This window comes from Arthrobacter sp. 01T419 (assembly GCF_056398865.1).
Genome location: NZ_JBFTQF010000011.1, coordinates 19,954 through 46,146, shown reverse-complemented (window position 1 = coordinate 46,146; position 26,193 = coordinate 19,954). Strand labels below are relative to the sequence as shown.

The 26,193-nt window shown below is 64.0% G+C and carries 29 protein-coding genes and 3 tRNA genes; 11 read left to right on the top strand and 21 right to left on the bottom strand.

Annotated elements, in window-relative coordinates:
* Positions 1-10: 10 nt before the first annotated feature.
* The 4 genes from mmsB to AC1DLO_RS15885 form a co-directional block, all read right to left on the bottom strand.
* Positions 11-934, bottom strand: coding sequence for a 3-hydroxyisobutyrate dehydrogenase (gene mmsB, locus AC1DLO_RS15900; protein WP_476890521.1), 924 nt, complete (start codon positions 932-934; stop codon positions 11-13).
* On the bottom strand, positions 927-1,973 hold the full coding sequence (locus AC1DLO_RS15895) for an enoyl-CoA hydratase/isomerase family protein (RefSeq protein WP_476890520.1): 1,047 nt from the start codon (positions 1,971-1,973) through the stop codon (positions 927-929). Before AC1DLO_RS15895 ends, mmsB begins: the two co-directional genes overlap by 8 nt.
* A complete protein-coding gene (locus tag AC1DLO_RS15890) occupies positions 1,973-3,472 on the bottom strand; it encodes a CoA-acylating methylmalonate-semialdehyde dehydrogenase (RefSeq protein WP_476890519.1) in 1,500 nt (499 codons plus the stop codon). Before AC1DLO_RS15890 ends, AC1DLO_RS15895 begins: the two co-directional genes overlap by 1 nt.
* 201 nt (positions 3,473-3,673) lie before the next feature.
* Complete coding sequence (locus AC1DLO_RS15885) at positions 3,674-4,465, bottom strand: IclR family transcriptional regulator (protein WP_476890518.1); 792 nt, start codon at positions 4,463-4,465, stop codon at positions 3,674-3,676.
* 222 nt (positions 4,466-4,687) lie between these two features.
* Here AC1DLO_RS15885 and AC1DLO_RS15880 point away from each other — a divergent pair, with 222 nt between their 5' ends.
* Genes AC1DLO_RS15880 through AC1DLO_RS15870 form a run of 3 tightly spaced genes read left to right on the top strand, consistent with a single transcriptional unit; the run spans position 4,688 to position 7,331 of the window.
* Complete coding sequence (locus AC1DLO_RS15880; RefSeq protein WP_476890517.1) at positions 4,688-5,404, top strand: CoA transferase subunit A; 717 nt, start codon at positions 4,688-4,690, stop codon at positions 5,402-5,404.
* Between the two features lie 26 nt (positions 5,405-5,430).
* The gene (locus tag AC1DLO_RS15875; protein WP_476914523.1) at positions 5,431-6,114 is read left to right on the top strand and encodes a CoA transferase subunit B; all 684 of its coding nucleotides are present in this window, start codon (positions 5,431-5,433) and stop codon (positions 6,112-6,114) included.
* Positions 6,111-7,331, top strand: a complete 1,221-nt coding sequence (locus AC1DLO_RS15870; protein WP_476890515.1) for an acetyl-CoA acetyltransferase — start codon at positions 6,111-6,113, stop codon at positions 7,329-7,331. The genes AC1DLO_RS15875 and AC1DLO_RS15870 overlap by 4 nt, the downstream gene beginning before the upstream one ends.
* Positions 7,332-7,445: 114 nt before the next feature.
* On the opposite strand, the gene AC1DLO_RS15865 is transcribed toward AC1DLO_RS15870, so the two are convergent.
* On the bottom strand, positions 7,446-8,006 hold the full coding sequence (locus AC1DLO_RS15865; protein ID WP_476890514.1) for a GlcG/HbpS family heme-binding protein: 561 nt from the start codon (positions 8,004-8,006) through the stop codon (positions 7,446-7,448).
* Positions 8,007-8,167: 161 nt separating this feature from the next.
* On the opposite strand from AC1DLO_RS15865, the gene AC1DLO_RS15860 reads away from it, so the two are divergent.
* The 6 genes from AC1DLO_RS15860 to AC1DLO_RS15835 all read left to right on the top strand — a co-directional run bounded on the left by AC1DLO_RS15860 (position 8,168) and on the right by AC1DLO_RS15835 (position 13,281).
* The gene (locus AC1DLO_RS15860; protein ID WP_476890513.1) at positions 8,168-9,385 is read left to right on the top strand and encodes a sensor histidine kinase; all 1,218 of its coding nucleotides are present in this window, start codon (positions 8,168-8,170) and stop codon (positions 9,383-9,385) included.
* Positions 9,382-10,008, top strand: coding sequence for a response regulator (locus AC1DLO_RS15855; protein ID WP_476890512.1), 627 nt, complete (start codon positions 9,382-9,384; stop codon positions 10,006-10,008). The genes AC1DLO_RS15860 and AC1DLO_RS15855 overlap by 4 nt, the downstream gene beginning before the upstream one ends.
* A gap of 165 nt (positions 10,009-10,173) precedes the next feature.
* Positions 10,174-10,758, top strand: coding sequence for a dihydrofolate reductase family protein (locus tag AC1DLO_RS15850; RefSeq protein WP_476890511.1), 585 nt, complete (start codon positions 10,174-10,176; stop codon positions 10,756-10,758).
* A gap of 180 nt (positions 10,759-10,938) precedes the next feature.
* A complete protein-coding gene (locus AC1DLO_RS15845) occupies positions 10,939-11,505 on the top strand; it encodes an HdeD family acid-resistance protein (protein ID WP_476890510.1) in 567 nt (188 codons plus the stop codon).
* A 65-nt stretch (positions 11,506-11,570) separates the two neighbouring features.
* Positions 11,571-12,377, top strand: coding sequence for an exodeoxyribonuclease III (locus tag AC1DLO_RS15840; RefSeq protein ID WP_476890509.1), 807 nt, complete (start codon positions 11,571-11,573; stop codon positions 12,375-12,377).
* 34 nt (positions 12,378-12,411) lie between these two features.
* On the top strand, positions 12,412-13,281 hold the full coding sequence (locus AC1DLO_RS15835; RefSeq protein ID WP_476890508.1) for a DUF8083 family protein: 870 nt from the start codon (positions 12,412-12,414) through the stop codon (positions 13,279-13,281).
* 12 nt (positions 13,282-13,293) lie between these two features.
* Here the strand turns inward: AC1DLO_RS15835 and AC1DLO_RS15830 are convergent, their stop codons facing one another.
* The 5 genes from AC1DLO_RS15830 to AC1DLO_RS15810 form a co-directional block, all read right to left on the bottom strand.
* Positions 13,294-14,358 carry a LacI family DNA-binding transcriptional regulator gene (locus tag AC1DLO_RS15830; protein ID WP_476890507.1) on the bottom strand — a complete coding sequence of 355 codons (1,065 nt, stop codon included), beginning with the start codon at positions 14,356-14,358 and terminating at the stop codon, positions 13,294-13,296.
* A gap of 119 nt (positions 14,359-14,477) precedes the next feature.
* The gene (locus tag AC1DLO_RS15825; RefSeq protein WP_476890506.1) at positions 14,478-14,735 is read right to left on the bottom strand and encodes a hypothetical protein; all 258 of its coding nucleotides are present in this window, start codon (positions 14,733-14,735) and stop codon (positions 14,478-14,480) included.
* The gene (locus AC1DLO_RS15820) at positions 14,732-15,613 is read right to left on the bottom strand and encodes a carbohydrate ABC transporter permease (RefSeq protein ID WP_476890505.1); all 882 of its coding nucleotides are present in this window, start codon (positions 15,611-15,613) and stop codon (positions 14,732-14,734) included. The genes AC1DLO_RS15825 and AC1DLO_RS15820 overlap by 4 nt, the downstream gene beginning before the upstream one ends.
* A gap of 1 nt (position 15,614) precedes the next feature.
* Positions 15,615-16,622, bottom strand: coding sequence for a carbohydrate ABC transporter permease (locus tag AC1DLO_RS15815; RefSeq protein ID WP_476890504.1), 1,008 nt, complete (start codon positions 16,620-16,622; stop codon positions 15,615-15,617).
* Between the two features lie 74 nt (positions 16,623-16,696).
* On the bottom strand, positions 16,697-17,977 hold the full coding sequence (locus tag AC1DLO_RS15810) for an ABC transporter substrate-binding protein (protein WP_476890503.1): 1,281 nt from the start codon (positions 17,975-17,977) through the stop codon (positions 16,697-16,699).
* A gap of 238 nt (positions 17,978-18,215) precedes the next feature.
* On the opposite strand from AC1DLO_RS15810, the gene AC1DLO_RS15805 reads away from it, so the two are divergent.
* On the top strand, positions 18,216-19,946 hold the full coding sequence (locus AC1DLO_RS15805) for a glycoside hydrolase family 13 protein (protein WP_476890585.1): 1,731 nt from the start codon (positions 18,216-18,218) through the stop codon (positions 19,944-19,946).
* A 121-nt stretch (positions 19,947-20,067) separates the two neighbouring features.
* Here the strand turns inward: AC1DLO_RS15805 and AC1DLO_RS15800 are convergent, their stop codons facing one another.
* From AC1DLO_RS15800 to AC1DLO_RS15750, 11 genes are all read right to left on the bottom strand, one after another.
* A complete protein-coding gene (locus tag AC1DLO_RS15800) occupies positions 20,068-20,406 on the bottom strand; it encodes a hypothetical protein (protein ID WP_476890502.1) in 339 nt (112 codons plus the stop codon).
* Positions 20,407-20,609: 203 nt separating this feature from the next.
* Complete coding sequence (locus tag AC1DLO_RS15795; protein ID WP_476890501.1) at positions 20,610-21,221, bottom strand: hypothetical protein; 612 nt, start codon at positions 21,219-21,221, stop codon at positions 20,610-20,612.
* Entirely contained in the window at positions 21,218-21,904 is a 687-nt protein-coding gene (locus tag AC1DLO_RS15790; RefSeq protein WP_476890500.1) for a DUF6286 domain-containing protein, read from the bottom strand. Before AC1DLO_RS15790 ends, AC1DLO_RS15795 begins: the two co-directional genes overlap by 4 nt.
* Complete coding sequence (locus AC1DLO_RS15785; RefSeq protein WP_476890499.1) at positions 21,901-22,284, bottom strand: hypothetical protein; 384 nt, start codon at positions 22,282-22,284, stop codon at positions 21,901-21,903. Before AC1DLO_RS15785 ends, AC1DLO_RS15790 begins: the two co-directional genes overlap by 4 nt.
* Entirely contained in the window at positions 22,281-22,472 is a 192-nt protein-coding gene (locus AC1DLO_RS15780) for a DUF2273 domain-containing protein (RefSeq protein WP_184741406.1), read from the bottom strand. The genes AC1DLO_RS15785 and AC1DLO_RS15780 overlap by 4 nt, the downstream gene beginning before the upstream one ends.
* The gene (locus AC1DLO_RS15775) at positions 22,469-22,870 is read right to left on the bottom strand and encodes an Asp23/Gls24 family envelope stress response protein (protein WP_184741437.1); all 402 of its coding nucleotides are present in this window, start codon (positions 22,868-22,870) and stop codon (positions 22,469-22,471) included. The genes AC1DLO_RS15780 and AC1DLO_RS15775 overlap by 4 nt, the downstream gene beginning before the upstream one ends.
* Positions 22,871-23,038: 168 nt before the next feature.
* Positions 23,039-23,539 carry a hypothetical protein gene (locus AC1DLO_RS15770; RefSeq protein WP_476890498.1) on the bottom strand — a complete coding sequence of 167 codons (501 nt, stop codon included), beginning with the start codon at positions 23,537-23,539 and terminating at the stop codon, positions 23,039-23,041.
* Positions 23,540-23,859: 320 nt separating this feature from the next.
* Positions 23,860-24,333 carry a hypothetical protein gene (locus AC1DLO_RS15765; protein WP_476890497.1) on the bottom strand — a complete coding sequence of 158 codons (474 nt, stop codon included), beginning with the start codon at positions 24,331-24,333 and terminating at the stop codon, positions 23,860-23,862.
* A 312-nt stretch (positions 24,334-24,645) separates the two neighbouring features.
* Positions 24,646-24,721: transfer RNA gene (locus AC1DLO_RS15760), tRNA-Phe, on the bottom strand.
* Positions 24,722-24,771: 50 nt separating this feature from the next.
* Positions 24,772-24,845: transfer RNA gene (locus AC1DLO_RS15755), tRNA-Asp, on the bottom strand.
* 84 nt (positions 24,846-24,929) lie between these two features.
* Positions 24,930-25,002 (bottom strand) — tRNA-Glu (locus AC1DLO_RS15750).
* 277 nt (positions 25,003-25,279) lie between these two features.
* Between AC1DLO_RS15750 and AC1DLO_RS15745 the strand changes: the two genes are divergently transcribed.
* Entirely contained in the window at positions 25,280-26,188 is a 909-nt protein-coding gene (locus AC1DLO_RS15745) for a DMT family transporter (RefSeq protein ID WP_476890496.1), read from the top strand.
* Positions 26,189-26,193: the final 5 nt, after the last annotated feature.

Below are 26,193 nucleotides of genomic sequence, written 5' to 3'. Positions count from 1 at the left end.
CCCGCCAAGGCTACTTGGCGGACTTGTCCCGGATGTCCGTGATGATGCCGGAGAAGTCGCGCCCGGCTCCGCCTTCGGCCGCGAAGGCATCGTAAATCTGCGATGCCAGGTGCCCCATTTGACCGTCCACCCCGGTGCTCTCGAGCGCGTTGACCGCCAGCCGCAGGTCCTTCGCCATGAGCGCTCCGGCAAATCCGGGCTGGTAGTCGCGGTTGGCCGGGCTGGTGGGAACCGGTCCGGGAACCGGGCAGTTGGTGGTCAGCGCCCAGCATTGCCCGGAGGCGTTGGAAGCGACGTCGAAAAGCGCCTGATGGGTCAGGCCCAGCTTCTCACCCAGGACGAACGCCTCGCTGACGGCAATCATGGAGACGCCCAGGATCATGTTGTTGCAAACCTTGGCGGCCTGCCCGGCTCCGTGGTCCCCACAGTGAACGATCCTCCGGCCCATGAGTTCCAGGATCGGCTTCACCGTTTCGAAGTCCTCGGGCAGCGCCCCCACCATGAACGTCAGGGTTCCTGCTTCTGCACCCACCACGCCCCCGGAAACAGGCGCATCCACGGAACGGTGGCCGGCTTCCAACGCAATGGCCGCAGCCTCGCGGGCCTCGTCAACGTTGATGGTGGAGCAGTCCAGGAACAGGGTGTCCGGCGCAGCCACCGTAAGCAGACCCTGGGCTCCGTCCACTCCCCGGTAGGCGTCCAGGACGTGTTTGCCGCTGGGGAGCATGGTCAGGACCACGGCCGCTCCGGCAACGGCTTCCTCAGCGGAATCCACCGTGGCAATGCCGTGTTCGCGGGCCGCTTCGAGCGCTGCCGGCACGGGATCGTACGCGACCACTTGATGCCCTGCTTTGACCAGGTTCACGGCCATGGGGCCACCCATGTGGCCAAGGCCGAGGAAAGCGATGGTGCCGGAAGCTGCGTTTTCAGACATGGTCGGACTCCTTTGAATGAAGTTTGAGTTCACGGTCGCCGAGCGACGCGAAGAAGCCCTCGACGGCGGCCGGCGACACCTCTGCCAGTGAAGCTGGCTTCCATTGTGGGTTGCGGTCCTTGTCCACCACTTGGGCGCGGATCCCCTCGCGGAAATCCGGCCCGGTCAGGCACCGGATCCCCACACGGTATTCCTGTTCCAGCGCCTCCTCGAGCGAGAGCCCCCGCACCCGCCGCAACGATTCGAGCGTGACTTTCACGGCCGTGGGCGACTTCGCCTCGATTGTTTGCGCGGCTGCAGCGGCGTCCCCACCGGCGGCACGAAGCCTGCCGACGATGTCGTCGGCGTCGTCGGAAGCGTAGGCGTCATCGATCCACTCGCGCTGGGCTTCCAAACCGGAGGCCGGCGGTTCTTGCGCAAAGCGCTCGACGGCGGCTTCCGCCGTCGAGCTTTCCAGCGCTTCCGCGAGTGCGGGCAGCTTTTCTGACGGCACGAAGTGGTCTGCGAGCCCGAGGAACAGGGCATCGGCCCCATCCAAGTGGGCACCCGTCAAAGCCGCATGGGTGCCCGATTCGCCAGGTGAGCGGGACAGCAAAAGGGTCCCTCCGACGTCGGGCACAAAACCAATGGTGGTTTCCGGCATGCCGGTACGGGTCCGCTCGGTGACCACGCGCACTGAGCCGTGGGCGGAAATCCCCACACCGCCCCCGAGCACTAGCCCGTCCATGAAAGCCACGTAGGCCTTCGGGTAGCGGGCAATGAGCGAGTTCAAACGGTACTCCGCTGCCCAGAAGTCCGCCGTTTGGTCCCCATGGCGCAGCAGGTCATCGTAGATCGCCACGATGTCTCCACCCGCGCACAACCCGCGGTCCCCGGCGCCATGCACCAAAACCGTCTTGACGGCGTCGTCGTCCGCCCAGGCGGTGAGTCGCTCCAGCATGGCTTTCACCATCCCGGCCGTGAGGGCGTTGACGGCCTGGGGACGGTTCAGAGTGACGACGCCGAGGTGGCCGCGCTTCTCGAACAGGACCTCAGCCATCAGCTGCCGGCCGGCATCACGAAGCTGGCGCCCTGGCGGATGCCGGAGGGCCAACGGGTGGTGACCGTCTTGGTCTTGGTGTAGAAGCGGAAGGCGTCCGCGCCGTGCTGGTTGAGGTCGCCGAAGCCGGATGCCTTCCAACCGCCGAAGGTGTAGTACGCAATCGGCACGGGAATGGGGACGTTGATGCCCACCATGCCCACTTCGACGCGGCTGGCGAAGTCGCGGGCGGCGTCGCCGTCGCGGGTGAAGATCGCAACGCCGTTGCCGAACTCATGCTCGGAGCAGAGACGCAGAGCTTCTTCGTAGTCGGCCGCGCGGAGGACGCTTAGGACCGGGCCGAAGATCTCCTCCTTGTAGATGGACATGTCCTTCGTCACGTTGTCGAAGAGCGTCGGACCAACCCAGAAACCACCGTCGTAGCCGTCCACTGTGAGGCCGCGCCCATCCGTGACAAGCGTGGCGCCTTGGTCCACGCCTGCCTGGATGTAGCCCTCGATCCGATGCTTCGCGGAAGCCGCCACCACGGGACCGAAGTCGGAATCGCTGGCCAGGCTGGGTCCTACCTTCAGGCCCTTGATCCGGTCCTGCAGCTTGGAGACCAGCTGATCCGCCGTCTCCTTGCCGACCGGCACCGCCACGGAAATGGCCATGCAACGCTCGCCGGCTGAGCCGAAGCCGGCGCCGATGAGGGCATCCGCGGCCATGTCGAGATCAGCGTCGGGCATGATGACCATGTGGTTCTTGGCGCCGCCGAAGCACTGGGCGCGCTTGCCGTGGGCTGCTGCGGTCGCGTAGATGTACTGGGCGATCGGTGTGGATCCTACAAAGCCGATGGCCTTCACGCGCGGGTCCTCAAGGAGCGTGTCCACGGCTACCTTGTCGCCGTTGATGACGTTGAAGACGCCGTTCGGCAGGCCTGCCTCGGTGAAGAGCTCGGCCAGGCGCAGCGGCACTGAGGGGTCGCGCTCCGAGGGCTTGAGGATGAAGGCGTTGCCGGCCGCGAGCGCGGGCCCGGACTTCCAGAGCGGAATCATGGCCGGGAAGTTGAAGGGCGTGATGCCCGCGACGACGCCGAGCGGCTGGCGCAACGAGTGGACGTCGATGCCTTGGCCGGCGCTGTCCGAGAACTCACCCTTGAGCAGGTGCGGTGCACCGGCGGCGAACTCCACCACCTCGATGCCGCGCTGGATATCGCCCTTGGCATCGGGGAAGGTCTTGCCATGCTCGGAGGAGAGGAGCGTCGCGAGTTCATCCATGTGCTCGTTGACGAGGTCCACGAACTTCAGCAGGATCCGGCCGCGACGCTGCGGGTTCATGGCAGCCCATTCGAGCTGGCCCTTCTCCGCGTTGGCAATCGCGCTACGGACCTCATCGGCACTGGCCAAGGGAACCCTGGCCTGCACCTCGCCTGTACACGGATTGTAGACATCACTGAAACGTGGGGAGGTCCCGTCGACTCTTTGGCCGTCAATGTAGTGGGAAAGTTCGCGCACCATGGAATGCTCCTTTGCATATGTGACTGCCCGCGGCCTCGAAGGCACGTGTCCAGCCGTGCTCACTTGTGCTTCGGGACGTCTTTGATCCCGAATATACTCGGACTTCCTACTAATTTCTAGGGGTCTCTCGCGGCCCTCCACAACCGACCACTTTTGGAAACCCCGACGCCGGATGGCGGCCCTGGGTGCCCGGGTTCTGTCTCAAAGGTGGTCGGTTCTTGCGCTGCTCATTTTGTGGGCTTCTTCCATGAGCAATTTGCCGAGGAATTCCTGGCGCTCCGGGCGGAATCGCGGCTCGATGCCCGTGAGGGATAACGCCCCGATGGGCCTACCCAGTTGGTCGAAAACGGCGGCGCCCATCCCCCAGCTGCCCTCCAGGACCAAGCCGGGATTCACCGAGTACCCGGCCATTCGGGTCTGCTCGAGGTTCCCGCGAACCACACTCTCGGTGTGGCCGACGGCGAAACCCCCTGCATGGCGTTCCCAGCCAGACAGGATGGCGGCCTGCTCGTCTTCCGGCAGGAAGGCCATGATTGCCGTGCCCGCCGACGCCACGCCGAGGGGGAACCTGACGCCCTCGTGCAACACGAACGAGCGCACGGGAAAGCTGCCTTCTTCACGCAGCACGCACACCGTTTCGTGCCCTCGCCGGATGGAATAGAAGGAACTCTCCCCACTCTCCTCGGCCAGACGGCGCAGGCTGGGCCGGGCAAGGTCCTCAAACGGGAACCGCGCTGCCGCCACGGATTCCAGCAGGAAGATCTCCGGACCCAAGATCCAGTTGCCGGTCCGCTGATCGTGGTCCAGGAGGCCTTCGGCGGCGAGGGATGCGAGCAAGCGGTGCACCGTGGGGCGCGTCAGTCCTGATTCGCGGACCAGGCCAGCGATGGACATGCCCTCCGGCTTGCGCCCCACAAGCCGCAGGAGCGCGGCAACACGTCCTACCACCTGGGCGCCCTGGACCGGCTTGTTTTGCGGCTGCTGAGCCACCATCACAGTCTCCTTCAAGATTTCCTCCACAATGTGGACACTTCAAAGACTAGCGTCCACACTGTGCAAATTCAGCCCGCGGTACCTTTAGCACGCCGTTGACCGTCCGCGCCGGACCGCCATAAGCTCCTTGCTAGGCGACTTACCAAGCGACTTACCCAGACGGCGTGTCCACAAAGTGGATAGCTCCGCACTCAACAAGCTACTCAAAGACGAGGACAAGCCATGGCCAAAATCCAACACAGCGCCGCTGAAGCCCTCCAGGACGTCCTGCGCGACGGCCAGACGATCGCCGTCGGCGGCTTCGGGCTCAGTGGCATCCCCGCGGACCTGATCGACGCCGTCTGCGATTCGGGCGTCAAGGACCTGACCGTGGTCTCCAACAACATGGGCATTGACGGCAAGGGGCTTGGCGTCCTCATCGAAACCGGCCAGGTCCGCAAGGTCATCGCCTCGTATGTGGGCGAGAACAAACTCTTCGCCGAGCAGTACCTCTCCGGCCAGCTCGAGGTCGAATTCGCTCCCCAGGGCACCCTGGCCGAGCGCCTCCGCGCCGGCGGGGCCGGCATCCCCGCCTTCTACACGCGGACCGGCGTCGGAACCCTGGTCGCCGAAGGCAAGCCGCTGGAAGAGTTCGACGGCATCACGTACGTTCGCGAGCGCGGGATCGTGGCCGACGTCGCACTGGTCCACGCGCACACCGCTGACACGGACGGCAACCTGATCTACCGTTACACGGCCCGGAACTTCAACCCGGTGGTAGCAACGGCGGGAATCATGACCATCGCCGAAGCCGAGGTGATCGTGCAGCCGGGCGAACTTGACCCCAACCACATCGTGACACCCGGCGTCTACGTCCAGCGGCTGGTCCAGGCGAGCGCACGCGTAAAGGACATCGAACAGCGCACAGTCCGTCCACGCGTTGAAGCCCTGGCCGTCTAAGCACCCACCAGCGAAGGAGCACCACCATGGCATGGACCCGCGACGAAATGGCCGCCATTGCGGCCCAGGAACTCAACGACGGCGATTACGTCAACCTTGGTATCGGCATCCCCACCCTTGTTGCCAACCATCTGCCCGACGGCGTGCGTGTTGTGCTGCAAAGCGAGAACGGGCTGCTCGGCATGGGGCCCTTCCCCTATGAAGGCGAGGAAGACGCCGACCTCATCAATGCCGGCAAACAGACCGTCACGGTCCTGCCCGGCGGCAGCATCTTCGACTCCGCGACGTCTTTCGGCATGATCCGCGGCGGACACGTCAAGGTGGCCATCTTGGGCGCCATGCAGGTTTCCTGCGACGGCGACCTCGCCAACTGGACCATCCCCGGCAAGATGGTCAAGGGCATGGGCGGTGACATGGACCTCGTGGCCGGGACCCCGCGCGTCGTGGTCCTCACCGAACACAATGCCAAGGACGGGAGCGCCAAGATCGTCCGGGAATGCACCCTGCCGCTGACCGGCCTGGGAGTGGTGGACCGCATTGTCAGCGACCTCGCGGTCTTTGACCTTGAAAAGACGGACGACGGCGGCCGGCAGTTCACCCTGACAAGACTTGCCCCCGGCGTCACCGTGGGGGRGCTCCGCGAAAAGACCGACGCTGCATTCAACGTCGCATTGGAAACAACACCTGCATTGGAAGGAACCCTGGCATGAGCCTGCGAGACCAGTTCGGCAAAGATGTCCTCCTCACCGGCTGGGGACACAGCAAGTTCGGCAAACTCACGGACGAGACGCTGGAGTCCCTGATCGTCCAGGTGTCCGCGGAGGCCATCCGGAACTCCGGCCTTGAGCCGAGGAATATCGACGAGATCTACCTCGGCCAGTTCAACTCCGGCATGATGCCGCTGGGGTTCACGTCCTCGCTTGCCTTGCAGGTGTCCGAGCAGCTTGCCAACGTGCCCGCAACGAGAACCGAAAACGCCTGCGCCTCGGGCTCGGCGGCATTCCAACAGGGCGTGAAATCCGTGTTGGCCGGGACCGCCCGCAACGTCCTGGTGATCGGTGCCGAGAAGATGACCGACGCGGGAGCCGACGTTGTAGGAGCGGCGCTCCTTGGGGCCTCCTACGAAATGGCCGGAAAGGCCTCCACCACCGGCTTCACGGGGCTGTTCGCCGAGGTGGCCAAGCACTACGAGAAGCGCTATGGCGCGGGCATCGAACGCTCTGGTTTTTCCGGGGCCGGCCTGAGCGACGTCCTTGGATCCATCGCCGCCAAGAACCACCACAACGGCATGGACAACCCCTACGCGCAAATGCACAGGGACTTCGGCGAGGAGTTCTGCCGGACCGTTTCCGAGAAGAATCCCCTGGTCGCCGAGCCGCTCCGCCGCACCGACTGCTCCCCCGTGTCCGACGGCGCCGCCGCCGTCGTGCTCTCCCTCGGACCGGCGTCGGGCGCTGCTACTGAACCCGTCCGGTTGGCGGGCTTCGGGCACGCGAACGACTTCTTCCCGGCAGAGCGCCGCGACCCCACGGAGTTCGCCGCCACGCGGGTCTCCTGGGAGCGCGCGCTGGGGATGGCCGGCGTCGGGATCGACGGACTGGATTTCGCCGAGGTGCACGATTGCTTCACGATCGCCGAACTGATCATGTACGAAGCCATGGGCCTCACCGAACCGGGACAAGGCGCCCGCGCCCTCAAGGAAGGCTGGGTCTACAGGGACGGCAAGCTGCCCATCAATGTGTCGGGTGGACTCAAGGCCAAGGGCCACCCCGTAGGCGCCACCGGCGTGTCGCAGCACGTCATCGCCGCCATGCAGCTCACGGGCACCGCGGGCGCCATGCAAATCCCCCACGCCCGCCGCGGGGCAGTGCAGAACATGGGTGGCGTGGGCATCGCGAACTACGTGAGCATCCTGGAATCTGTTTAGCGGATGCCCGCTGGAACTCCCCGCTTTTGGCGCCCGACGACGGCGACTCCCGCTAAGTGGCGCGGGCCGCCGTCGGGGTTAAGTCCAAAGGTGGGGAATTCCAGCGAGAGCTGGCTACTTCGCCTCAAGCACGGCAGCTCCGGCTGCCGCGCAGGCTTCATCCAGGGCACCGTCCGGTGCGCCACCGACGCCGATCCCGGCCACCGAGACGCCGTTTACCTTGAGCGGCACGCCGCCGGGGAGGAACAGGGTGCCGGGGAGGTCGGCGATCGACGGGCCGTTGCCATTGATTCGCTTGGCGAGTTCGCTGGTGGGGGCACCGAAGGCGGCGGCAGTGTAGGCCTTTTTCTTGGCGGCTTCGATGGTGTGTTCGGCCGCGTTGTCGCCGCGGAGCACGGCCTGGACGGTACCGAAGCGGTCTACGAGGGCAACGGTGACGAACGGAAGCTTGTCGGCCTGGCACTTCGCCAAGGCGGCGTTGACCGCCTGGCTGGAAGCACCCACGGTGATGCGGTTCTGCGGGACGACGTTTTCCGCGGACGGATTGACGTCGACGGCGGCCGTCGCAGTTTTGGCGGCGGCTGGCGTCACAGCATTCGCGACGGCGGTTGCCCCGCCGGTCAGGAGCAGGGCTCCGGCGGCAGCGGCGGCAAAGATCTTGTTCGACTTCTTCATGGTGGTCCTCCGGGAGGTCGGCAGCAGGTACAGTTCCATGCTTCCGGCCAGGCCTCCGCGGCACATCCGGCGCTCGTCTCCCTTGGCCTCATCCTTTCCGCCCCCGGCATCAGCCAAAAGGCGGAGAGACCAAGGGCCGGAACGCGCCTAGCATGGGAAGAATGCCGGAATCTCCGAACGGGACGGCCTCCCGTCCCCCTGCCTTCCGCCCCACCATGGGTCGGATCGACGCAGTGGTTCACCTCAGTTTCGCCGTGCTCATGGTGGCGTCCGGTGTGCGCTACGTCCTGCGGCACAGCCCGGCCGACAACCTCTGGACAGTGGCCCTGGCTGCCGCAGTGTGCGTTCTCTACGCCGTGGTGGCCGTGCTTGCCCAACGGCGCCAGCCGTGGCTGCTGTGGATGGTCGCGCTCGTGCTCGCCTGGGCTGTGCTGGTCATCGCCGCGCCGAGTTTTGCATGGTGCTCCTTCGCGTTGTTCTTCCTGTCCCGCGTGGCCTTCAGCGGTTGGATCGCCTCTCTGGCGGGGGCCGTCACGGCTATTGCGACGGCTATCGGGCTGTTCCGTCTGAGCGGGGACACCGACGTCGCCATGCTGCTCGGGCCCATCGCAGCAGCCGTTCTGCTCACGTTGATCTACGACAGGATCGAGCACGACGCCGCGCTACAACGCCAATTGCATGCGGAGGTGTCGCGAGCGCAGGAACGCCTGGCCGCGAGCGAACGTGCGGCCGGGATCGCCGCGGAGCGCGAGCGTGTTTCTCGCGAAATCCATGACACTGTCACCCAAGGCCTTGCCAGCAGCCTGCTGCTGCTCGAAGCCGCGCAACACTCATGGCCCGAAGAGGGCGCGAAAGCAGAGGTGCAGAAGGCCGGCACCCTCCTGCGCCAGAACCTGGCCGACACCCGCAGCCTGGTCCACGAGCTATCGGCGCCGGGGCTGGACAGCGGTCCGTTGCCCGAAGCCCTCGAACAAGCGGCCCGCCAATACCTCGATGCAGTGCGCCTCCAGGTCACCGGCGATCCCCATCCAGTGCCAGCGGAGGTCCGCCATGCCCTGATGCGGGTGACCCAAAGCGCGGCGGCCAACATCAAACTTCACGCGCAGGCCGAACACGCGAGCTTGACGCTGGGCTTCCTCCCCGGGGCGGTCACCCTGGACGTGTTCGACGACGGCCGCGGCTTTGATCCCGGGGCGGTACCACCGCCGTCGGACAAGGGCGGTTACGGCTTGCGAGCCATGCGCCAACGGGTGGAACAACTCGGCGGGGTATTTTCGGTGGAAAGCTCCCCCGGCGAGGGAACCGTCGTGGCCGCCCAACTGCCGCTTCCCCGTACAGAACTCGCACCATCGATGCCGATCGAGAAAGACACTTTATGAAGCCGATTTCGGTCCTGCTCGTAGATGACCATTTGGTAGTCCGCAGCGGACTCAAGGCGCTGCTCGGCACCCAGCCGGACATCACGGTGGTTGCCGAAGCGGCATCCGGCGAGGAGGCCCTCGCCGCGGTGCAACAGCACCCGGCGGACGTCGTCATGATGGATCTCGCCATGGGCGAGGGCATGGACGGAATCGAGGCAATCAAGCGGCTGCGCCAAGCGAGCAAGCAGCAGGCGGTGCTGGTGTTCACTACCTATGATTCCGATGCCGACATCGTGAGGGCCGTGGACGCAGGTGCCATGGGCTACGTACTCAAGGACGCCGCGCCCGAGGAGATCTTCGCGGCGGTCCGGGGCGCAGCGCAAGGTAAGAGCGTCATGAGCGCACCCGTGGCGAGCAAGTTGTTCCAGCAATTGCGCAACCCGGACGAGGTCCTCACCCCGCGGGAAGCCGAACTCCTCAGCCTCCTCATTCAAGGCCTCAGCAACCGTGAGCTCGGAAAACGACTGTTCATCTCCGAGGCCACGGTGAAAACCCATTTGGCGCACATCTACGCCAAGCTCGGCGTCGAAACACGGGCAGCCGCGATTGCGGTGGCCATTCGTCGCGAAGGGATGCGCTAGGGGGACGGCTGGCCGCCGTCGTGGGGTTCGCTGCCATCCGGCGCCCGGCCACGTGATGACGGGCTAAGAAAAAATTCGGATGCAGATGTCGATTTGGCCGGTCGCCATTCGTATAGGGGGTGACCGGGCCGCAGAGAGCGGTCCGCAGAAGCAAGGGAGCATGCCATGCGCCAGATCAATGCCACGTTGTCCATTACCCTCGATGGAGTCATCCAGGGCCTGGGCCGTCCGGACGAGGACACCCGCGGTGGCTTCACCCACGGTGGGTGGGGCGGCAGGTACAACGACGAGGTCATGGGTCGTGAGATGGGCAAGGGCATGGCGAAACGCACGGACATGCTGTTCGGACACCGGACCTGGACCGACTTCATCACCGCCTGGGGCACCCGCGCCGACGACAACCCGTTCACCGTGTACATGAACGCAGCGACGAAGTACGTTGTGTCAAGGACGCTGGAGAACGCCGATGCCTGGCAGAACTCCATCCTGCTGTCCGGCGAGGCCGCCGAGACGGTGGCCCAGCTCAAGGCCGAGCCGGGCAACGATCTGACGATCATCGGCAGCGCGTCGCTGGTCCGCTCGCTGCACGCCACCGGCCTCATCGACAACTTCACGCTGCTGATCCACCCGCTCACGCTGGGTACCGGGACGCGGCTGTTCGAAGGCCCGGCCCCGCTGACCGAGTTCGAACTCACCGACTCCGTCACCACCACCAAGGGCGTGATCATCGCCCATTACACCCGCCGATAACGGAGAGGTGGCCTCACGCGTGCCCGGTGGAGCGGGAAGCCCGCTGAAACTCCCCGCTTTTAGCACCCGACGCCGGCACCGCCCGTGTAGTGGTGCGGGCCGCTGTCGGGCTTCAAGTCCAAAGGCGGGGAGTTCCAGCGGCCCCTTCACCAGCTACCGCGCCGGGTCTAAACTGACGCTATGTCCGACGCAGCAGGACGCAAGTTATTTCAGCATTCCGGAACGGCGCTCATCTTCCGGGGAGCTTTGGCCCTTCTCTTGGCTTTCCTGGTCGCTTCTTTGCCGGTTGCCACTGTATTTGCGCTCGTCTACGTGTTCGGTGTCTACGCCATCACCGACGGGCTCACGGACATGGCCCACTACTTCTACGACCCTGCGCGCCACTCCCGCTGGAGCATGATTGGCGGCTTCATCTCCGTGACGACTGGCATCGTGGCCGTTTCGTGGCCGGGCATCACCGCCGCGGCACTGGGCGTCCTCATAGGAGCTTGGGCCCTGGTCCTGGGGATTTCGCAAATCATCCTTGCCATGGATGCGCGGTCGACAATCAGGGCTTGGTGGATCTGGATGTTGACAGGTTTAGTCACCACCTTGTTCGGGCTTTTTGTGCTCGTCAATCCCAGCGCCGGATTCCTGAGCGTGGTAGGGCTGCTGGCGACATACGCCGCGGTCGTTGGTTTGCTGTTGATCGCCTCTGGCATCAAGCTCCGCAGGCGTGCCAGCTCTTCGGTGATGCTTGCCCATTAGCCCTTTGCGGGAGCAATCCGCCGTGAGGGGATGCGCTGGGTCCCAAGTTCGGTAAGTTAGTGGCTGTGAAGATAGCTACTTGGAATGTGAACTCGCTCCGCGCACGTGCCGACCGCGTAGAGGCCTGGCTGCAGCGCAGTGACTGCGACGTCCTCGCAATGCAGGAAACCAAGTGCAAAGACGACAACTTCCCGTGGGAGCTCTTCGAACGCATGGGCTACGAGGTTGCCCACTTCGGACTGAGCCAATGGAATGGCGTCGCGATCGCCTCCCGGGTAGGGCTCGACGACGTCGAACGCACCTTTATTGACCAGCCCGCCTTCGGAAAAGCCGGCAAGGACCCCGTCCAGGAAGCCCGCGCCATCGCCGCAACGTGTGGCGGGGTACGGGTGTGGAGCCTGTACGTTCCTAACGGCCGTTCGCTGGATGACGAACACATGCCGTACAAGCTCAAATGGCTGGACACCTTGAAGGGCCACGCGGCCAGCTGGGTCTCGGAGAACGCCGAGGCGCAGGTGGCGCTCATGGGCGACTGGAACATCGCCCCGTTGGATGACGACGTCTGGGACATCGACTTCTTCCGGGCAAACGCGATGACCCACGTCAGCGAACCCGAACGCGAGGCCTTCCGTGCGTTCGAAGCGGCCGGTTTCACCGACGTCGTCCGCCCCTACACCCCCGGTCCCGGCGTCTATACCTATTGGGACTACACGCAACTGCGGTTCCCCAAGAAGGAAGGCATGCGGATCGACTTCGTCATGGCTTCCCCCGCCCTGGCCGCCCGCGTCACGGGGGCCTCGATCGACCGCGAGGAACGCAAGGGCAAAGGTGCCTCTGACCACGCTCCGGTGATCGTGGAGCTTACGGACTGAGACGCAAATAACCGATGGAGGAGGCGGACCGGCGATGAGCGGAAAGCTATATGGGAGTCAGGCGGGACTGCCGTTCTCTTCAGCGCTGCGCGTCTACGAACCACTCGAAGCCTTCCCGGAGGACCAGCGGCAGCAGCTCGTCGCGAGCGGAACCCGTAGCGGTTCGCGGGCCGCCGTCGAGAATGCCGAGCTGCTTGCATCCCTGGGACGGGTCACCCGTAAGGGCGGGGATCCCTTCCCTACCGGCAGCACGGATCTGGTCCGCATCACCCGGGTTCCGTCCGGAGATCTGAACGACCCCGACGCCGGGCGGCTGCTGTATTGCCCCAGCCAACTGGTGATCCGGGCTGGCCTTGCGGCAAACGCCCTCATGGAAGGTATCCACGGACCGCTCGCGGACCTGCTCATTCCTGTGGATCAGCGCGACCGGCACCAGGCACGCATCGACCGTATCAATGCCAGCCACGACGCGAAGCGGGTGCATACCCGGGCTTCCACTTGGGGCATCCCCTTCAGCTGGTTCTCGCTGTTCCAGGAGTCGGACCGCAAGGACGTCGTGGAATCGGGAGGCCGCATCCTCACAGTCAGGGTTTGGACCTCACTGACTGACGCTCTGGACCGCGCACGCTTCGCCGTAGCCAACCTTGCACTGGCAGCTCCGGACCTGGATATGCTGGATGACCTCACCCAGCTCACGGAATGGCTCGAATTGTTCCATGTGCAGTCAATGGTGGAGCTGGACTACGGCGCAGTGGCAGACAAGGTGTACCCAGATGAGTCGCCCATGGACGTCCGCCTCGGCATCGAGTGCCTCGCCGAGGGGGACATGACAGGGGCCGCCGCAGCCTACCGAAGGCTGGCTTCCCGCTGGATCCCCATCAGACAGCTGGCCCGGGCTTCCTAGCTACTGGGCTGCCTAGCTACTGGGCTTCGGCGCGGGCGGGGCCGTGGATTCCCGCACGATCAACCGGTGGGCCGCCTTCATGGACCGCACGGAGCCTGCGGCGCCAGCCAATTCGTCCAGTAACATACGCGTACCCAGTTGGCCTTGTTCAACGGGGTCCTGGGCCACTGTGGTCAGCCCCATGGCTTCGGCGAATTCGTGGTTATCGATACCGATGATGGACAGGTCTTCCGGCACCCGGACGCCACGGCGCCGCGCCTGCAACATGGCACCCATGGCCATTTCATCGGAAGCGCAGAAGATCGCCGTCGGCTTGCGTCCGGGCTTGTCCCAGAGCTCGTCGAAGGCTTCCTGGCCGCTGCCGACGGTGAAGTTTCCGAAAATGTCCCATTCCGGTGGCATGGAAAAGCCCGCGCTCGTCATGGCATCAGTGAAGCCATCAACGCGCAGCCGCGGCACGGTGAAGTTCAAGTCGGAGTCGTCCTGGCCATGAAGCAGTGCGATCTCCCGGTGGCCCAGGTTCAACAGGTGCATGGTGGCTTCGACGGACGCGGCGTAATCGTCAATGCCGATGCTCGGGCAGTCTTCCACTGGGCCCCCGACAATAACCAAAGGGATGTCGATCCGCTGGAGATCGGCGATTTCTTCCGACGTCAGGGACATGCACAGGACCAGGAGCGCATCGATTTGCTTGTAGACCATGGTCTTGCTGAACAGGCGTTCCCGCGCTCCACGCTGCCCACCCAAGTTGAACAGGGAGAGGTTGTAGCCGCGGGCGTGAAGCTCGCGGTCTACGCCCTCGATCGCTTTGAAGAAGAACCAACGGTCCACATAGGGGGCCAGGACGCCCACCGTTTTGGTGCGGCCCGTGGCCAGGCCCGAAGCGGAGGATGACGCCACATACCCGAGTTCCCCGGCGACCCGCAGGATCTTTTCCCGTGTAGCCGGGGACACTCGGGGAAGGCCCCGGACCGCGCGCGAAACGGTGGCGGTGGAAACGCCTGCGGCCAGTGCGACATCCTCAATGCTGGCTCCCGCGTGGCCGCCACGCTGGGACCGTTCATTCGTTTTTGCCACTCGAGCCCCCTCAAAGAATCCGTGCGGAAGCCGGGGGTTCCTTCCCAGACGGCAGATAGCCAGCGTATTCCGCCTGGTGGCCCTCCGCCGATTCCGCGCTACTTATTTCGGACCGCCGCTTAGTTGAGGCGCCTCGATGTTCGTGCGGGGAGCCGACGGCGAAGACGGTGCACCCCCCACATAGCCAGCAGTACTGCCAGCAGGCCCATGGCCCAGCCCAATGCAGGCTGGGCCGTGAGTTCCGCACTGAGGGTCACGACCAACAGGACGAGGGCCCAAAAGCCAAGGAGCCCAAGGACGATATCCAGGTCCTCACCCGAGCGGACCCTTCGCAATTCGGGATGGTGCGCGTCGCTGCCGCGCGCTCCCCCGCTCATTTGACGGCGCCCGCAGTCAGGCCGGCCACAATCTTGCGCTGGAACACCAACACAAGGATCACGAGCGGAATGGTAACGATGGTGCCCGCGGCCATGACGGCGGTGTACGGCTCCTGGTGCGGCTGCGCCCCTGCAAAGTAGGCGATCGCAACGGTGACCGGGCGGGTTGCGTCCGAGGACAGCTGGCTCGCGATAAGGAACTCGTTCCATGCCCCGATGAAGGCCAGGATCGCAGTGGTGAACGTTGCGGGCGCGGCGAGGGGCAGGATGATCTTCCTGAAGGCCTGGCCCTGCGTGCACCCGTCGATACGGGCGGATTCTTCGAGCTCCCACGGCATCTCACGGAAGAACGACGTCAGCGTGTAGACCGTGAGCGGCAAGGTGAACGAGATATCCGGGATGATCATCGCCTGGTACGAGCCCATCCAGCCGATGTTGGTGAACAGCTGGAACAACGGGGTGACGAGCGCGACGCCCGGGAACATGGACGCCCCGAGGATGAAACCCATGACGGCGAACTTGAACCGGAAGTTCAGGCGTGCCAGGGCGTAGGCGGCGAACACGCCCACTACGAGGGCGACGATCGTGGTGGCTCCCGCCACGATGAGGCTGTTGAGCAGGTTCCGACCGAAGTGGTTGCCGAGGCTCTCGTCGAAGACCGTCGCGAAGTTGTCCCACGTGACGTGTGTCGGCCAGAAGGTCGAATCGAAGGTGAACGCTGTGTCGCGGAAGGCTGTCACGATCATCCAGTACGCGGGAATCAGGCACCAAACGAGGATGACAGCTGCGGAGACATAGGTACGGAGCTGCGACCAGTCGAAGGTCTTACGGCGATCTGGCACGGTAGCAGCGCGCGGAAGCGTGGCGGTGGCGGCCATGTTACTTCCTTCCCGAGGAGGTGGCCGCGCCCACGGCGTTGGCGCCGAGGAAGCGGACAAAGATGAACGCGACGAGGAAGATCACGATGAAGGTGATGGTCGAGAGCGCTGCAGCGCTGTTGAACCCTTCGCGGATCTGGTCGACGACGAGAATCGAGAGCGTCGTCGTGTTGTTGGCGCCCTGGGTCATGATGTACGGCAGGTCGAACATACGAAGCGCGTCCAGCGTGCGGAACAGGATCGCGACCATGAGTGCCGGCTTGACGAGCGGCAACGTGATCTGCGTGAAGCGCTGCCATGCGCTTGCGCCGTCGACCTTCGCGGCCTCGTAGACTTCATCCGGAATGAGCTGGAGGCCGGCGAGGATGAGAAGCGCCATGAACGGCGTCGTCTTCCAGACGTCCGAGATGACCACCGCCCATTTGGCAGGCCATTCCGACCCCGTCCAGAGGATCTGGGTACCGAACAGCTTGTTCGCGATGCCGTCGAACGCGAAGATGAAGAACCAGAGCTTGGCCGTGACGGCCGTGGGGATAGCCCATGGGACGAGAACGGCGGCGCGGACTGCGCTTCGCCCGCGGAAGGATCGCGTCATGATGATCGCCATCCAGAATCCCAGGACAGTTTCGAGGGCCACAGTCACGACCGTGAAGAAGAAGGTGGTGCCCATCGCGTTCCAGAACTGGGACCCGAGGGTTCCTGGCGGGCAGGATTGCCCATTGCACTGCTGGAACAGCCAGTGCATGTAGTTCTCGAATCCAGCGGGGCCGCCCTGCTCGAAGAACCCGGTGGCCGGATTGAGGCCCGCGTCCTTCTGGAAGGACATGATGATGGCGTTGGCCACTGGGTAGATGATGACGACGGCCAGCAGGACGAGCGTCGGGACCAGCAAGACGGAGGCCCAGCGACCTTGGGTCACCAGCTTCCGGTCCGCGCTCTCGCGGCCGGGCATATGGTGGGTCTGAGCTGGTGCCCCGGCTGTGGTGCGCTCCGGGAGTTTCGTAGACATGGAGTCTCTCCTGTTCAGGGGGCCGATGGTCCGGGGGGCGGTTCCGCCGCCCGGACCATCGGCTCACAACTTGGCTACTTGGCAGCTTCGATGGCCGACTGCATGTCGGCCACTGCCTGGTCGACCGTCTTCTCCCCCTTGAGGGCGGCGTAGGCGTTATCCTCCACGGCCTTCGTTACAGCCGGGTAGAACGGCGTGACCGGACGGGGCACGGCGTTCTCGATCGATGTCTTGAGGACGGGCAGGTAAGCGAGCTTGGACGTCAGGCTCGGGTCCGTGTAGAGGCTGCCGAGGACAGGAGCCAGAGAGCCCTGTGTCGCGTAGAACTTCTCGGTTTCCTCACTCGTCATGAACTTCATGAAGTCCAGCGCCGTGGCCTTGTTCTTGGAGTAAACGCTCATCGCCAGGTTGTGACCGCCGAGGGACGAGGCGCCCGGGCCGGACTTGCCGGGAAGCGGGGCGATGCCGAACTTGTCGGCTACCTTCGAGGAACCGTCGGTCTTGCCTGCGATGTTGTAGACATAGGGCCAGTTGCGGAGGAACAGGAGCTTTCCGTCCTGGAAGGCGGTCCGGCTGTCCTCCTCCTTGTAGGTGATGGCCTCCTGCGGAATGTTGCCGTTCTTGAACGCCTCTACGAGCTTGCCGAGACCTGCCTTCGCCTCGGCCGAGTTGACCGCCGCTTTGCCGGAGTCGTCTACGATCTTGCCGCCCCATGAGTTGATCGCCTCAGAGGCGTTGACCGTCAGGCCCTCGTACTTCTGGAACTGGCCAGCGTAGCAACCCATGTTGTTCTGCTTCGCGATCGAGCACATGCTCATCATTTCGTCCCAGGTCTTGGGCGGCGTGGGGACGAGATCCTTGCGGTAGTACAGCAGGCCGCCGTCGGAGGTCTGCGGTGCCGCGTAAAGGGTGCCGCCGTACGTGGCCGTCTTGACGGTCGCGGGGAGCATGGCCGAGGTGTCGAATGCCGTCTTGTCCTTGAGCGGCTGCAGCCAGCCCTTCGCCGCGAACTCCGCTGTCCAGATGACATCGACGTCGACGACGTCGTAGTTCGCATCCTTCCCTTGGAAGTGCTGCACGAGGTCGTCGTGCTGCTGGTCGGCTGCGTCGGACTGCTCCTTGAAGGTGACCTTCTGGTCCGGGTGCGCAGCGTTCCATTTATCGACGAGCGGGCGCACAACGTTGCTGTTGTCCTTGCCCTGCACGTAAGTAATGGGTCCGCGGCCGTCGAGGTTTGCTGCGGCATCTCCGCCGCCTGAGGCTGTGCTGCCGCCACCGCCGCCACCACAGGCGGACAGGGAGAGGGCGAGCACGCCGGCAACAGCCGCCGGCAAAAGGTACTTGCGTGTGTTCATGCTGGGAACTCCTYAGTGAGTGGACCAGGTATTTCCGCAGTGCGGTTGATGTGGTGAGCCTCACACTAGTAAGCTTCCTGCTGGTAATGCAAGCGTTTACACAAAAAATGTCATCGAGAGGAATCCAGTGCCGCGCTCCCCGATCCCAACCCCCGGTTCCAGCATTTCAGCATGGTGGGCAAGCGCCGTCGTCTACCAGATCTATCCCCGTTCCTTCGCCGATGCCAACGGCGACGGGATGGGCGATCTTGCCGGAATCACGGCAAAACTGCCGTACTTGCAGCAGTTGGGTGTGGACGCCGTCTGGCTCTCCCCGTTCTACAAATCCCCACAGGCTGATGCCGGATACGATGTCGCGGACTACCGGGCCGTCGACCCCCTCTTCGGCACTTTGGCTGACTTTGACGCGATGCTGGACAAGGCGCACGGCCTGGGGATCAAGGTGATCGTCGACCTGGTCCCCAACCACACCTCGGATGAGCATGCCTGGTTCCGCGAGGCCCTCGCCGCCGCTCCAGGCTCCCCCGAACGCGAGCGCTACATGTTCCACCCCGGCAGGGACTCCAAGCCGGGCTCCGGCGACGGGGCCTTGGCCCCGAACAATTGGAAATCCATCTTCGGCGGCCCCGCGTGGACGCGCCTGACGAACGACGACGGCACTCCCGGCCAGTGGTACCTGCACCTTTTCGACACGAAGCAGCCGGACCTCAACTGGGAGAACCCGGAAGTCCACGAAGAGATGCGCTCGGTACTACGCTTCTGGCTGGACCGAGGAGTTGACGGCTTCCGGGTGGATGTTGCCCACGGACTTGTCAAGGAAGCAGGACTGCCGGACTGGGACGGCGCTGCCGCCATGGTCGAAGGCGGCTTATCCGCACCCGGCGCCCACAGCGAGGCCCTCGAACCGCACACGGCCCATCCCCACGCCGTTGATGGAAAAGCGACTGCCGGGAACATCGCGGGTACGGTGGCCACCGTCGTCGAACACAAGGTCAAACCGCCGCTGGACCCGCCGTCGCCCTTCTTCGACCAGGACGGCGTCCACGACATCTACCGGGAATGGCACGATGTCCTCTCAGAGTACGACGGCGACCGCATGCTGGTCGCCGAGGCTTGGGTTGAGCCTGCTGAACGGTTGGCCCGGTACATCCGCAAGGACGAGATGCAGCAGGCCTTCAACTTCGATTTCCTGCTGGCCGGCTGGGACGCAGAGCGCATGGCGGAGGCAATCGAATCGTCGCTGAACGCCGCGGGATCCGTTGAAGCGCCCTCCACCTGGGTCCTGAGCAACCACGACACCGTCCGTCACCCCAGCCGCTTCGGCCTGGCAGACCCCACTACCTTCCCCAAGGGAATCGCGGCGGAAGACGAACAGCCCGACGCCGCCCTTGGCCTGGCACGGGCACGCGCCGCTTCCATGGTGTCCCTCGCCCTGCCCGGCTCGGCCTACCTGTACCAGGGTGAGGAACTTGGCCTGCCGGAGCACACGTCCTTGCCGGCCGAGGCGCGCCAAGACCCCACGTTCTTCCGCACCAAGGGTGTGGAGCGCGGCCGCGATGGGTGCCGGGTGCCGCTACCTTGGAGGTCCGCCGAGCCGGGCTTCGGATTCTCGGAAGCGGCCTCGGCGGATGCGCCTGCGGCGCCATGGCTGCCCCAGCCTGAATCGTTCGGCGAGCTTGCCGCGGACCTCCAGGCCGGCGTCGACGGTTCCACCCTGGAGCTATACCGCTCGATTCTGTCGTTCCGTAAGGCCCACCGCCTGGGATCAGGCACGTTCAGGTGGGCGGAGGAGCACGATCCGGCCAACGGAGTCCTTGCCTTCCACAATCGGGACGTGTTGGTGGTGGTCAACATGGGCACCACGGCCCTCGCAGCACCGGCGGGCTTCCAGGTTGGCCTTTCCAGTGACGGCGGGTCAGGTGGGACTTCGATTCTCCCGAATAGCGGATCGTACCTCTTGGCGCAGTAAGGGCCGCCCTTCCTGCCCTTCTTTCGCGCAAAAACGGGGCCGACGCGCAGAGTTTGCTGCGTGTCGGCCCCGCTCGATGGGCAAAAGGGTCAGGAAGGCGCCACTATCGCGGAGTCGGAGCCTACTTGCCCCCCTTGAAAAAGCCGGCGATCTTGGAGCCCAAGCCCTTGACGTTTTCGGCTACGTCTCCGGCGATCTCCTTGGCGTTCTCGGCTACGTCGCCCGCGAGTTCCTTGGCATTCTCAGTCACGTCACCCGAGAAGAATTCCTTGACGTTCTCTGCGGCATCGCCAGCGAACTCCTTCGCGTTCCCGACGGCGTCGCCAGCGAACTCCTTGACGTGCTCCGCGGCGTCGCCAGCAACATGCTTCGCGTTCTCGACCGCGTCGGCAGCAACATGCTTCGCCTGTTCCGCTGCGGCCTCGGCGGTCTTCTTGATGTCGTTAACTTCTTCGCTCATGGTGTTCTCCTTGTTCCTGGTCCAGAATGTTCTGGTCCATCGGCTTGACTCAGACCCAGGGTCCGGTGCCGGCCGGGCAAGCCCAACCAAAGGGAAGAGTTCCCCCTTCACCCTTCAAACTATGGCCCCGTGCTCAGCTCTGCAACACAAAACGCCCGGGTAGGAACATTGCGGCGCGGTTAACATTGGCCTCGCCTCCGGGCCTAACGGACGCGCTCCGCCTTGCTAAACCTGGCCCGCGCTCCGGCCACAATATGAATCAACACGGGGATCCTGCGTCCGACCACCGCATCCAGCGCCTCCACGAGGCGGGAGACGTCCGCGGCTAGGGTACGTGGGGATACGCCTTGACGGGGCTGGACCCGGATCTTGAGGCCGGGACGGCCCTTGACCTCATAGGTTGCCACCGTAACGCCCGCAAGATCCGGACGATCGGCGAGCGCCGCCTTCAGTGCTTGCTCAGCCAAATTCCCGCCGATGCGAACATCGCCAGAGATCCGGCGATCGTCGTAGTCCGACACGATGAGATTGGCGCGGCCTTTGCCTTGCTGCGATACCCAAGCCACCATCAGCACGATCAGCACTATCAGCACCACTAGCGCGGCAACCCAGAGCCAACTTTCCTCACGGCCTGGAATCCGGGTCTGCTCCGAGAGGAACTTGGCGTGCTCCCAGACTCCTGCGGACCAGCTTTGCCACCAATGCCCCACCGCGGGAACAGTGGCGAGCAGCACCAGGAATATGCCGATCAGCATCAGCTTCAGTCCAAGAATTCCGATCAGGATGCGGTTGAGGATGTGCGGAGTACCATTCATGCGCCGATCACCCCGGAGGTAGTCACGTTGACGCGGACAGCCGGCATAGGCGAAGGCGCCATCTTCTGAAGTTCAGCTTCGACGGCGGCAATGATCTGTTCCTCGTGTATGGGCACACCCGAGGTGGGCCGGACGTTGACTACCACCTGACGCCGCGAAACAACCACCATGACTTGCTCCTGGGTGACGTTCGCCGCTGTCCGGGCGGCCCTGGCGAGCGCTGAAGCAATGACCTCGTCATCCACCACCACTCCGGCGCGGGGATCCTCAAGCAAGTGCCGGGACTTCCGGCCGGGCAGAACGGCATTCAAGAAGAAAATCAATCCCACCATGGCTACGACGGCGCCGAGCGAGCCGAGAAGCAACGGCGAAATACCTTCGGGCAGGGCTATGAGACGTTCAGCGGCCGTCTGCGGATCAATGAGCCACGGTGGTTGGCCAATGGCGCGCAAGGCGGACTCGAGGAGTGCATAGACGCAGGCCCCGATAACAAGAACTGCGGCGAGCCCGGACACTCCCGCACGGGAGGACCGTGTCTCGCGTTTGAGGATGCGCCGGAGTCCGGCGTCGATCGGATCGCCGCCCTCTGCGGTCACCGGCTCCTGGCCGCCGGGGTGCTGGCCGTCGGGCACTTGGATTTCGCCCGGAAGCCCCTGGCCGTGCGGGGTCTGCACGTGGCTCATCGGACACGGACTCCTTCACTGATGCGTGCGCCACTGATCCGGATATCGACGCGGCTCAGAGTGGAACCGCTGAGCTCGGTGACGCGTTCAAGGATGGCCGTCTTGGCAGCCACAGCGCGGTCCCAAACCGACCCGCCGAATCCCTCAATCCGTTGAGGATCCCCGAGGACCTCCGTCAGCGAGGGCACGCGGATCGGGGCGGCCACCGAGAGCGCCAGAAGGCCGTCGTCGTCTGACCAATCGGCTCGGACATCCTGCGGCGAGACACCCAGTGCCTCCGCAGCGGCGGCCCGCGCCAAAGTGGTGAGGGCCTGGGTGCTGATCCGGTTGTGGCCGGCCATCGTGATGGCGGGCTGCACCGCCTCAGCCATAGAGCTCATGACGATGAGCGCCGGCCGGTGAGGGCGTCCAGCACGCTGCGCAGGTCAAGCTTTCCGTCCGCCGCGCGGCCCAGAAGCGCGCCGATGCCCATGAACAGAAGGGCAATGACAAAACCCCATAGCCCGAATTGGAAAGCCATGAACGCCACGAAGGCGCCGATCCCGATCCCGACAATGGTCATGTTCACTGGAGTGGCTCCCTTTCCGATGATGCGCTCTTTGTTCCGGCTTTAACAGTTGGGGCAACGTAGACGTCGTTGATCTCGACGTTGACCTCAATGACTTCCAGTCCCACCAACGATTCGACTGCCTTGTAGACGGCCGCCCGGACCTGGTTGGCGACATCATGCAATGGGTACCCATAGACGGCCACAAGGTTGATGTCCACGGCTACCTGGGTTTCGCCGACCTCGGCGCGGACGCCCGCAGCATGGTCCTGGCTACCGACGGCATCGCGGATGGCACCGAGGGCGCGTGACGGGGCGGAGCCGAGGGAGTAAACACCCGCAACCGCCCTCGCGGCAATGCCGGCAACCTTGGCGACAGCGGAATCCGAGATCACTGTGCGGCCACTTCCTGCCACCATTTGCCGGTCCTCCGAAACCGGAGCCCCAATGGCTTCCGGTTCAGGCGCGGTGAAGCTTTCCTGCTGTTCCATATAGCCCTCCCTTCTGTTGAGTACCACCCTAGCGCTTGCCTGTGACAAGGCGGAGACAAAGGGGAATACAAAGAGGAAGACGGCAGCTCAGGCCTGTTACTTGCAGTTCTTGTTGACCCAGTCCTCGATCGGCTTGGAGAGTGCCTCGAACTCACCAGTGCCGTACTTGCTGTAGTCACTGCCGGCTGAATCGATGAAGGCCTTGAGCTTTGCGAAATGCGGCTTCAGTTCGTCCGGAACCTTGCCCTGCATCTTGGCCAGCTCGTCCTGGGCCTTCTTGATGTCATCGGGGTTGCCGCCGGCCAAGCTCGCTAACGGTAGGAGGGAAATGCTGAGCCATGTGGCACTGACCGAAACGCAGGCTTCGTTCATCGAACCGAAAGCGCCATACAAGCCATCCGTGCTGCTGGGTCCAGCGCTCGGCTCGCTGCTTTGTGTGGGCGAAGGAGCAGCTGACGACTGTTGCTTGCCCTGGGCTGATTGGGTCTTCTGGGCTGATTGGGTGCCTTGGGCTGTTGGCAATTGGAATGCACAGCCACTCAAGGCCAAGGTTGAGGCCACCAAAGTGGCAAGCAGCAGCCGCGGCATGTTCTTCATTTTTTCTCCCCATTTTTTCGCGCGTAAGACGTGCCAATGTGGAAAGAATATGCCCCGGAGACTTGAGTGAATAGGGCGAGGCACCTCCAAGGTGTGTCCGAGCCGCACGTCCAAGGCGGCAGCCCGGCGAAGGGGCCGCCCGCCTACCAGCGTTCACATCCGACCTGCTGTCGGATTCTGCTCGATCATCCCCCTTCGCAGACGTCGCCTGCCCCGTGATTCCAGGGTCTTGGGGTTTGTCCATTCGAATGATTGAGCAGAATCTCACGCCTTCGTAAGAAGACGCCTACGCACGAAAATTTGCCGATTGGCCAGCGTACCTATTCCAATACCCCGGGAGCGAGGAGCGTCACGGCAATAATGAGAAGGGCAGCCAAACCGAACATGGATAGCCCGAGTATCCACGTTCGGTATCCACGCATGTTTGGAACGAAGGCGTCGGCAATTCCGGCATCCGTGGAGGTGTTGTCTCGACGATCCCTATACACCTCGCCATGAACGTGTAGTTCCGATCCAAGCTCGGCTCTTTCTAAGTCCCGCAACCAATGGGCGTCCGTCAGCTCTGCCTTTCGATGTGACTTCATCAACGTCACGGACAAAAACCATATGACTAACGAAAGGACCGCAGAAACGAGGCGACCAAAGGCTGAGGTTCCAGCTCCGAGCGCTACTGAAAAAAGGAAAGCTTGCGCGGTGAATGAGAGTACGGGCACCTGCCATAGCAGGTTGTCCCACTGCAAGCGCCGGGCGACCAGTGCCTGGTACGTGAGTTCTTTGCCCTTCATTTTGGTCATGCACAAAGCGTAGGCTGTCAAGCCCTCCGCAAGGGCGAACCAGGTCGCACGAGGGGTGGATACTTTTCCGCACACAGCGCCACCTCCGAGCCCACACTCCGAATGCATGAGACTTCCGGCTGCGCCTTCTAACATCAGCGCCGGTAGGCGTCCACCGCGACACTCTCTCGGGGTGCGGTAACGGCCGAATAGACAAAGTCCATCTGCCGATAAAGGGCAAGAGATGGCTGCCCCCTGAAGAGCGGCGCTTCTGTGGCAAAGAAAAAAACCCCGCAATTCCCATATAAACACTGGGAATTGCGGGGTTCTAGCTGGTGGCTCCGACCGGCGTCGATCCGGTGACCTTTCGATTTTCAGTCGAACGCTCTACCAACTGAGCTACAGAGCCTTAGGTGACAATGTCACCATGATTGCCGGAATTTCTTCCGGCAATCAGAGCGACCCTGACGGGACTTGAACCCGCGACCTCCGCCGTGACAGGGCGGCGCGCTAACCAACTGCGCTACAGGGCCTTGCTTGTTTGCAGCATCTCTACCGCTTTTTTCAAGGCTTCCAGCCTACCAGACTTTTCAGGCCGGCTTGACCAGTTCCTTGCGTACCCCCAACGGGATTCGAACCCGTGCCGCCGCCGTGAAAGGGCGGTGTCCTAGGCCGCTAGACGATGGGGGCCTGGAACAATCCGAATTCGCGGCGGACAACAACGCTATGCGTTTTCCCGCTTCTCGCTCGTCCGAACTGGACTCTAAAACTTTAGAGCATAGTCAGGGATATTCCCAAATCGCGCGCTGCGGAACGCAAACGAGGCTCAAACGGAGGACGGAACCTGGACTCAGGCCAAGGCGTCAAACCACTGTTCAAATCCGCGCGGTCAGAGTTGGCGGTTTCTTGTTGGAAGACGTCCGAATTCCGCCAGTCCGTCCTGCCCTTGGCGGACTAGATTGGCATCATGGCCACAAGCACCCCAACCTCTCCGGCGACCACCAACTCCCGGACCATCAGCAAGCTCGGCATCGCTGCCGTCGTCGTCACCGTCGTCCTTTGGGCGTCCGCCTTCGTAGGCATCCGCGCCGTGGGGCCCAGCTTCTCCCCCGGATCCTTGACGCTCGGGCGGCTGGCGGTTGCCGCCGTCGGGCTCGGTATTGTCGCCCTGCCCAGGCTCAAGCGCTGGCCGAAAGGCCGCGAATGGTGGCCCATCCTGTCCTACGGCGTCATGTGGTTCGCGGGTTACAACCTTGCCCTGAACGCCGCCGAGCACATGCTGGACGCCGGAACTAGTGCCATGCTCATCAACGTCTCGCCTATCCTGATCGCGGTCCTCGCCGGCGTCATCTTGAAAGAAGGCTTTCCGCGCTGGCTGATCATCGGCAGCCTCGTGGCGTTCGGCGGGGTTGCGCTGATAGCCCTCGGATCGGGACAGCGCTCGACGGCGGACGTCGCCGGAGTGCTGTTGTGTCTCCTCGCCGCTGTGCTCGCCGCCGTGAGCGTGATTGTCCAGAAGCCAGTGTTGCGCACGTTCTCGGCTGCGCAGGCCACGTGGTTCGGCATCATGGTGGGCGCCGTGTGCTGCCTCCCGTGGGCCGGACAGCTGGTGGCTGAAGTCCAGTCCGCGCCACTTCCGGCCACGCTTGGCCTGGTGTACCTGGGAATCTTCCCCACGGCCATCGCTTTCACTACATGGGCCTACGCCCTGTCCCTCATCGAGGCCGGAAAGCTCGCCGCCACGACGTACCTGGTCCCGGGCACCACCATCCTGATCTCCTGGGCGCTGCTCAAGGAAATCCCCACCATCTGGGGGCTGGTGGGCGGTGTGATCTGCCTCGTCGGCGTCGGGCTGACGCGTCGACGGTCCCGCTAGGGCCA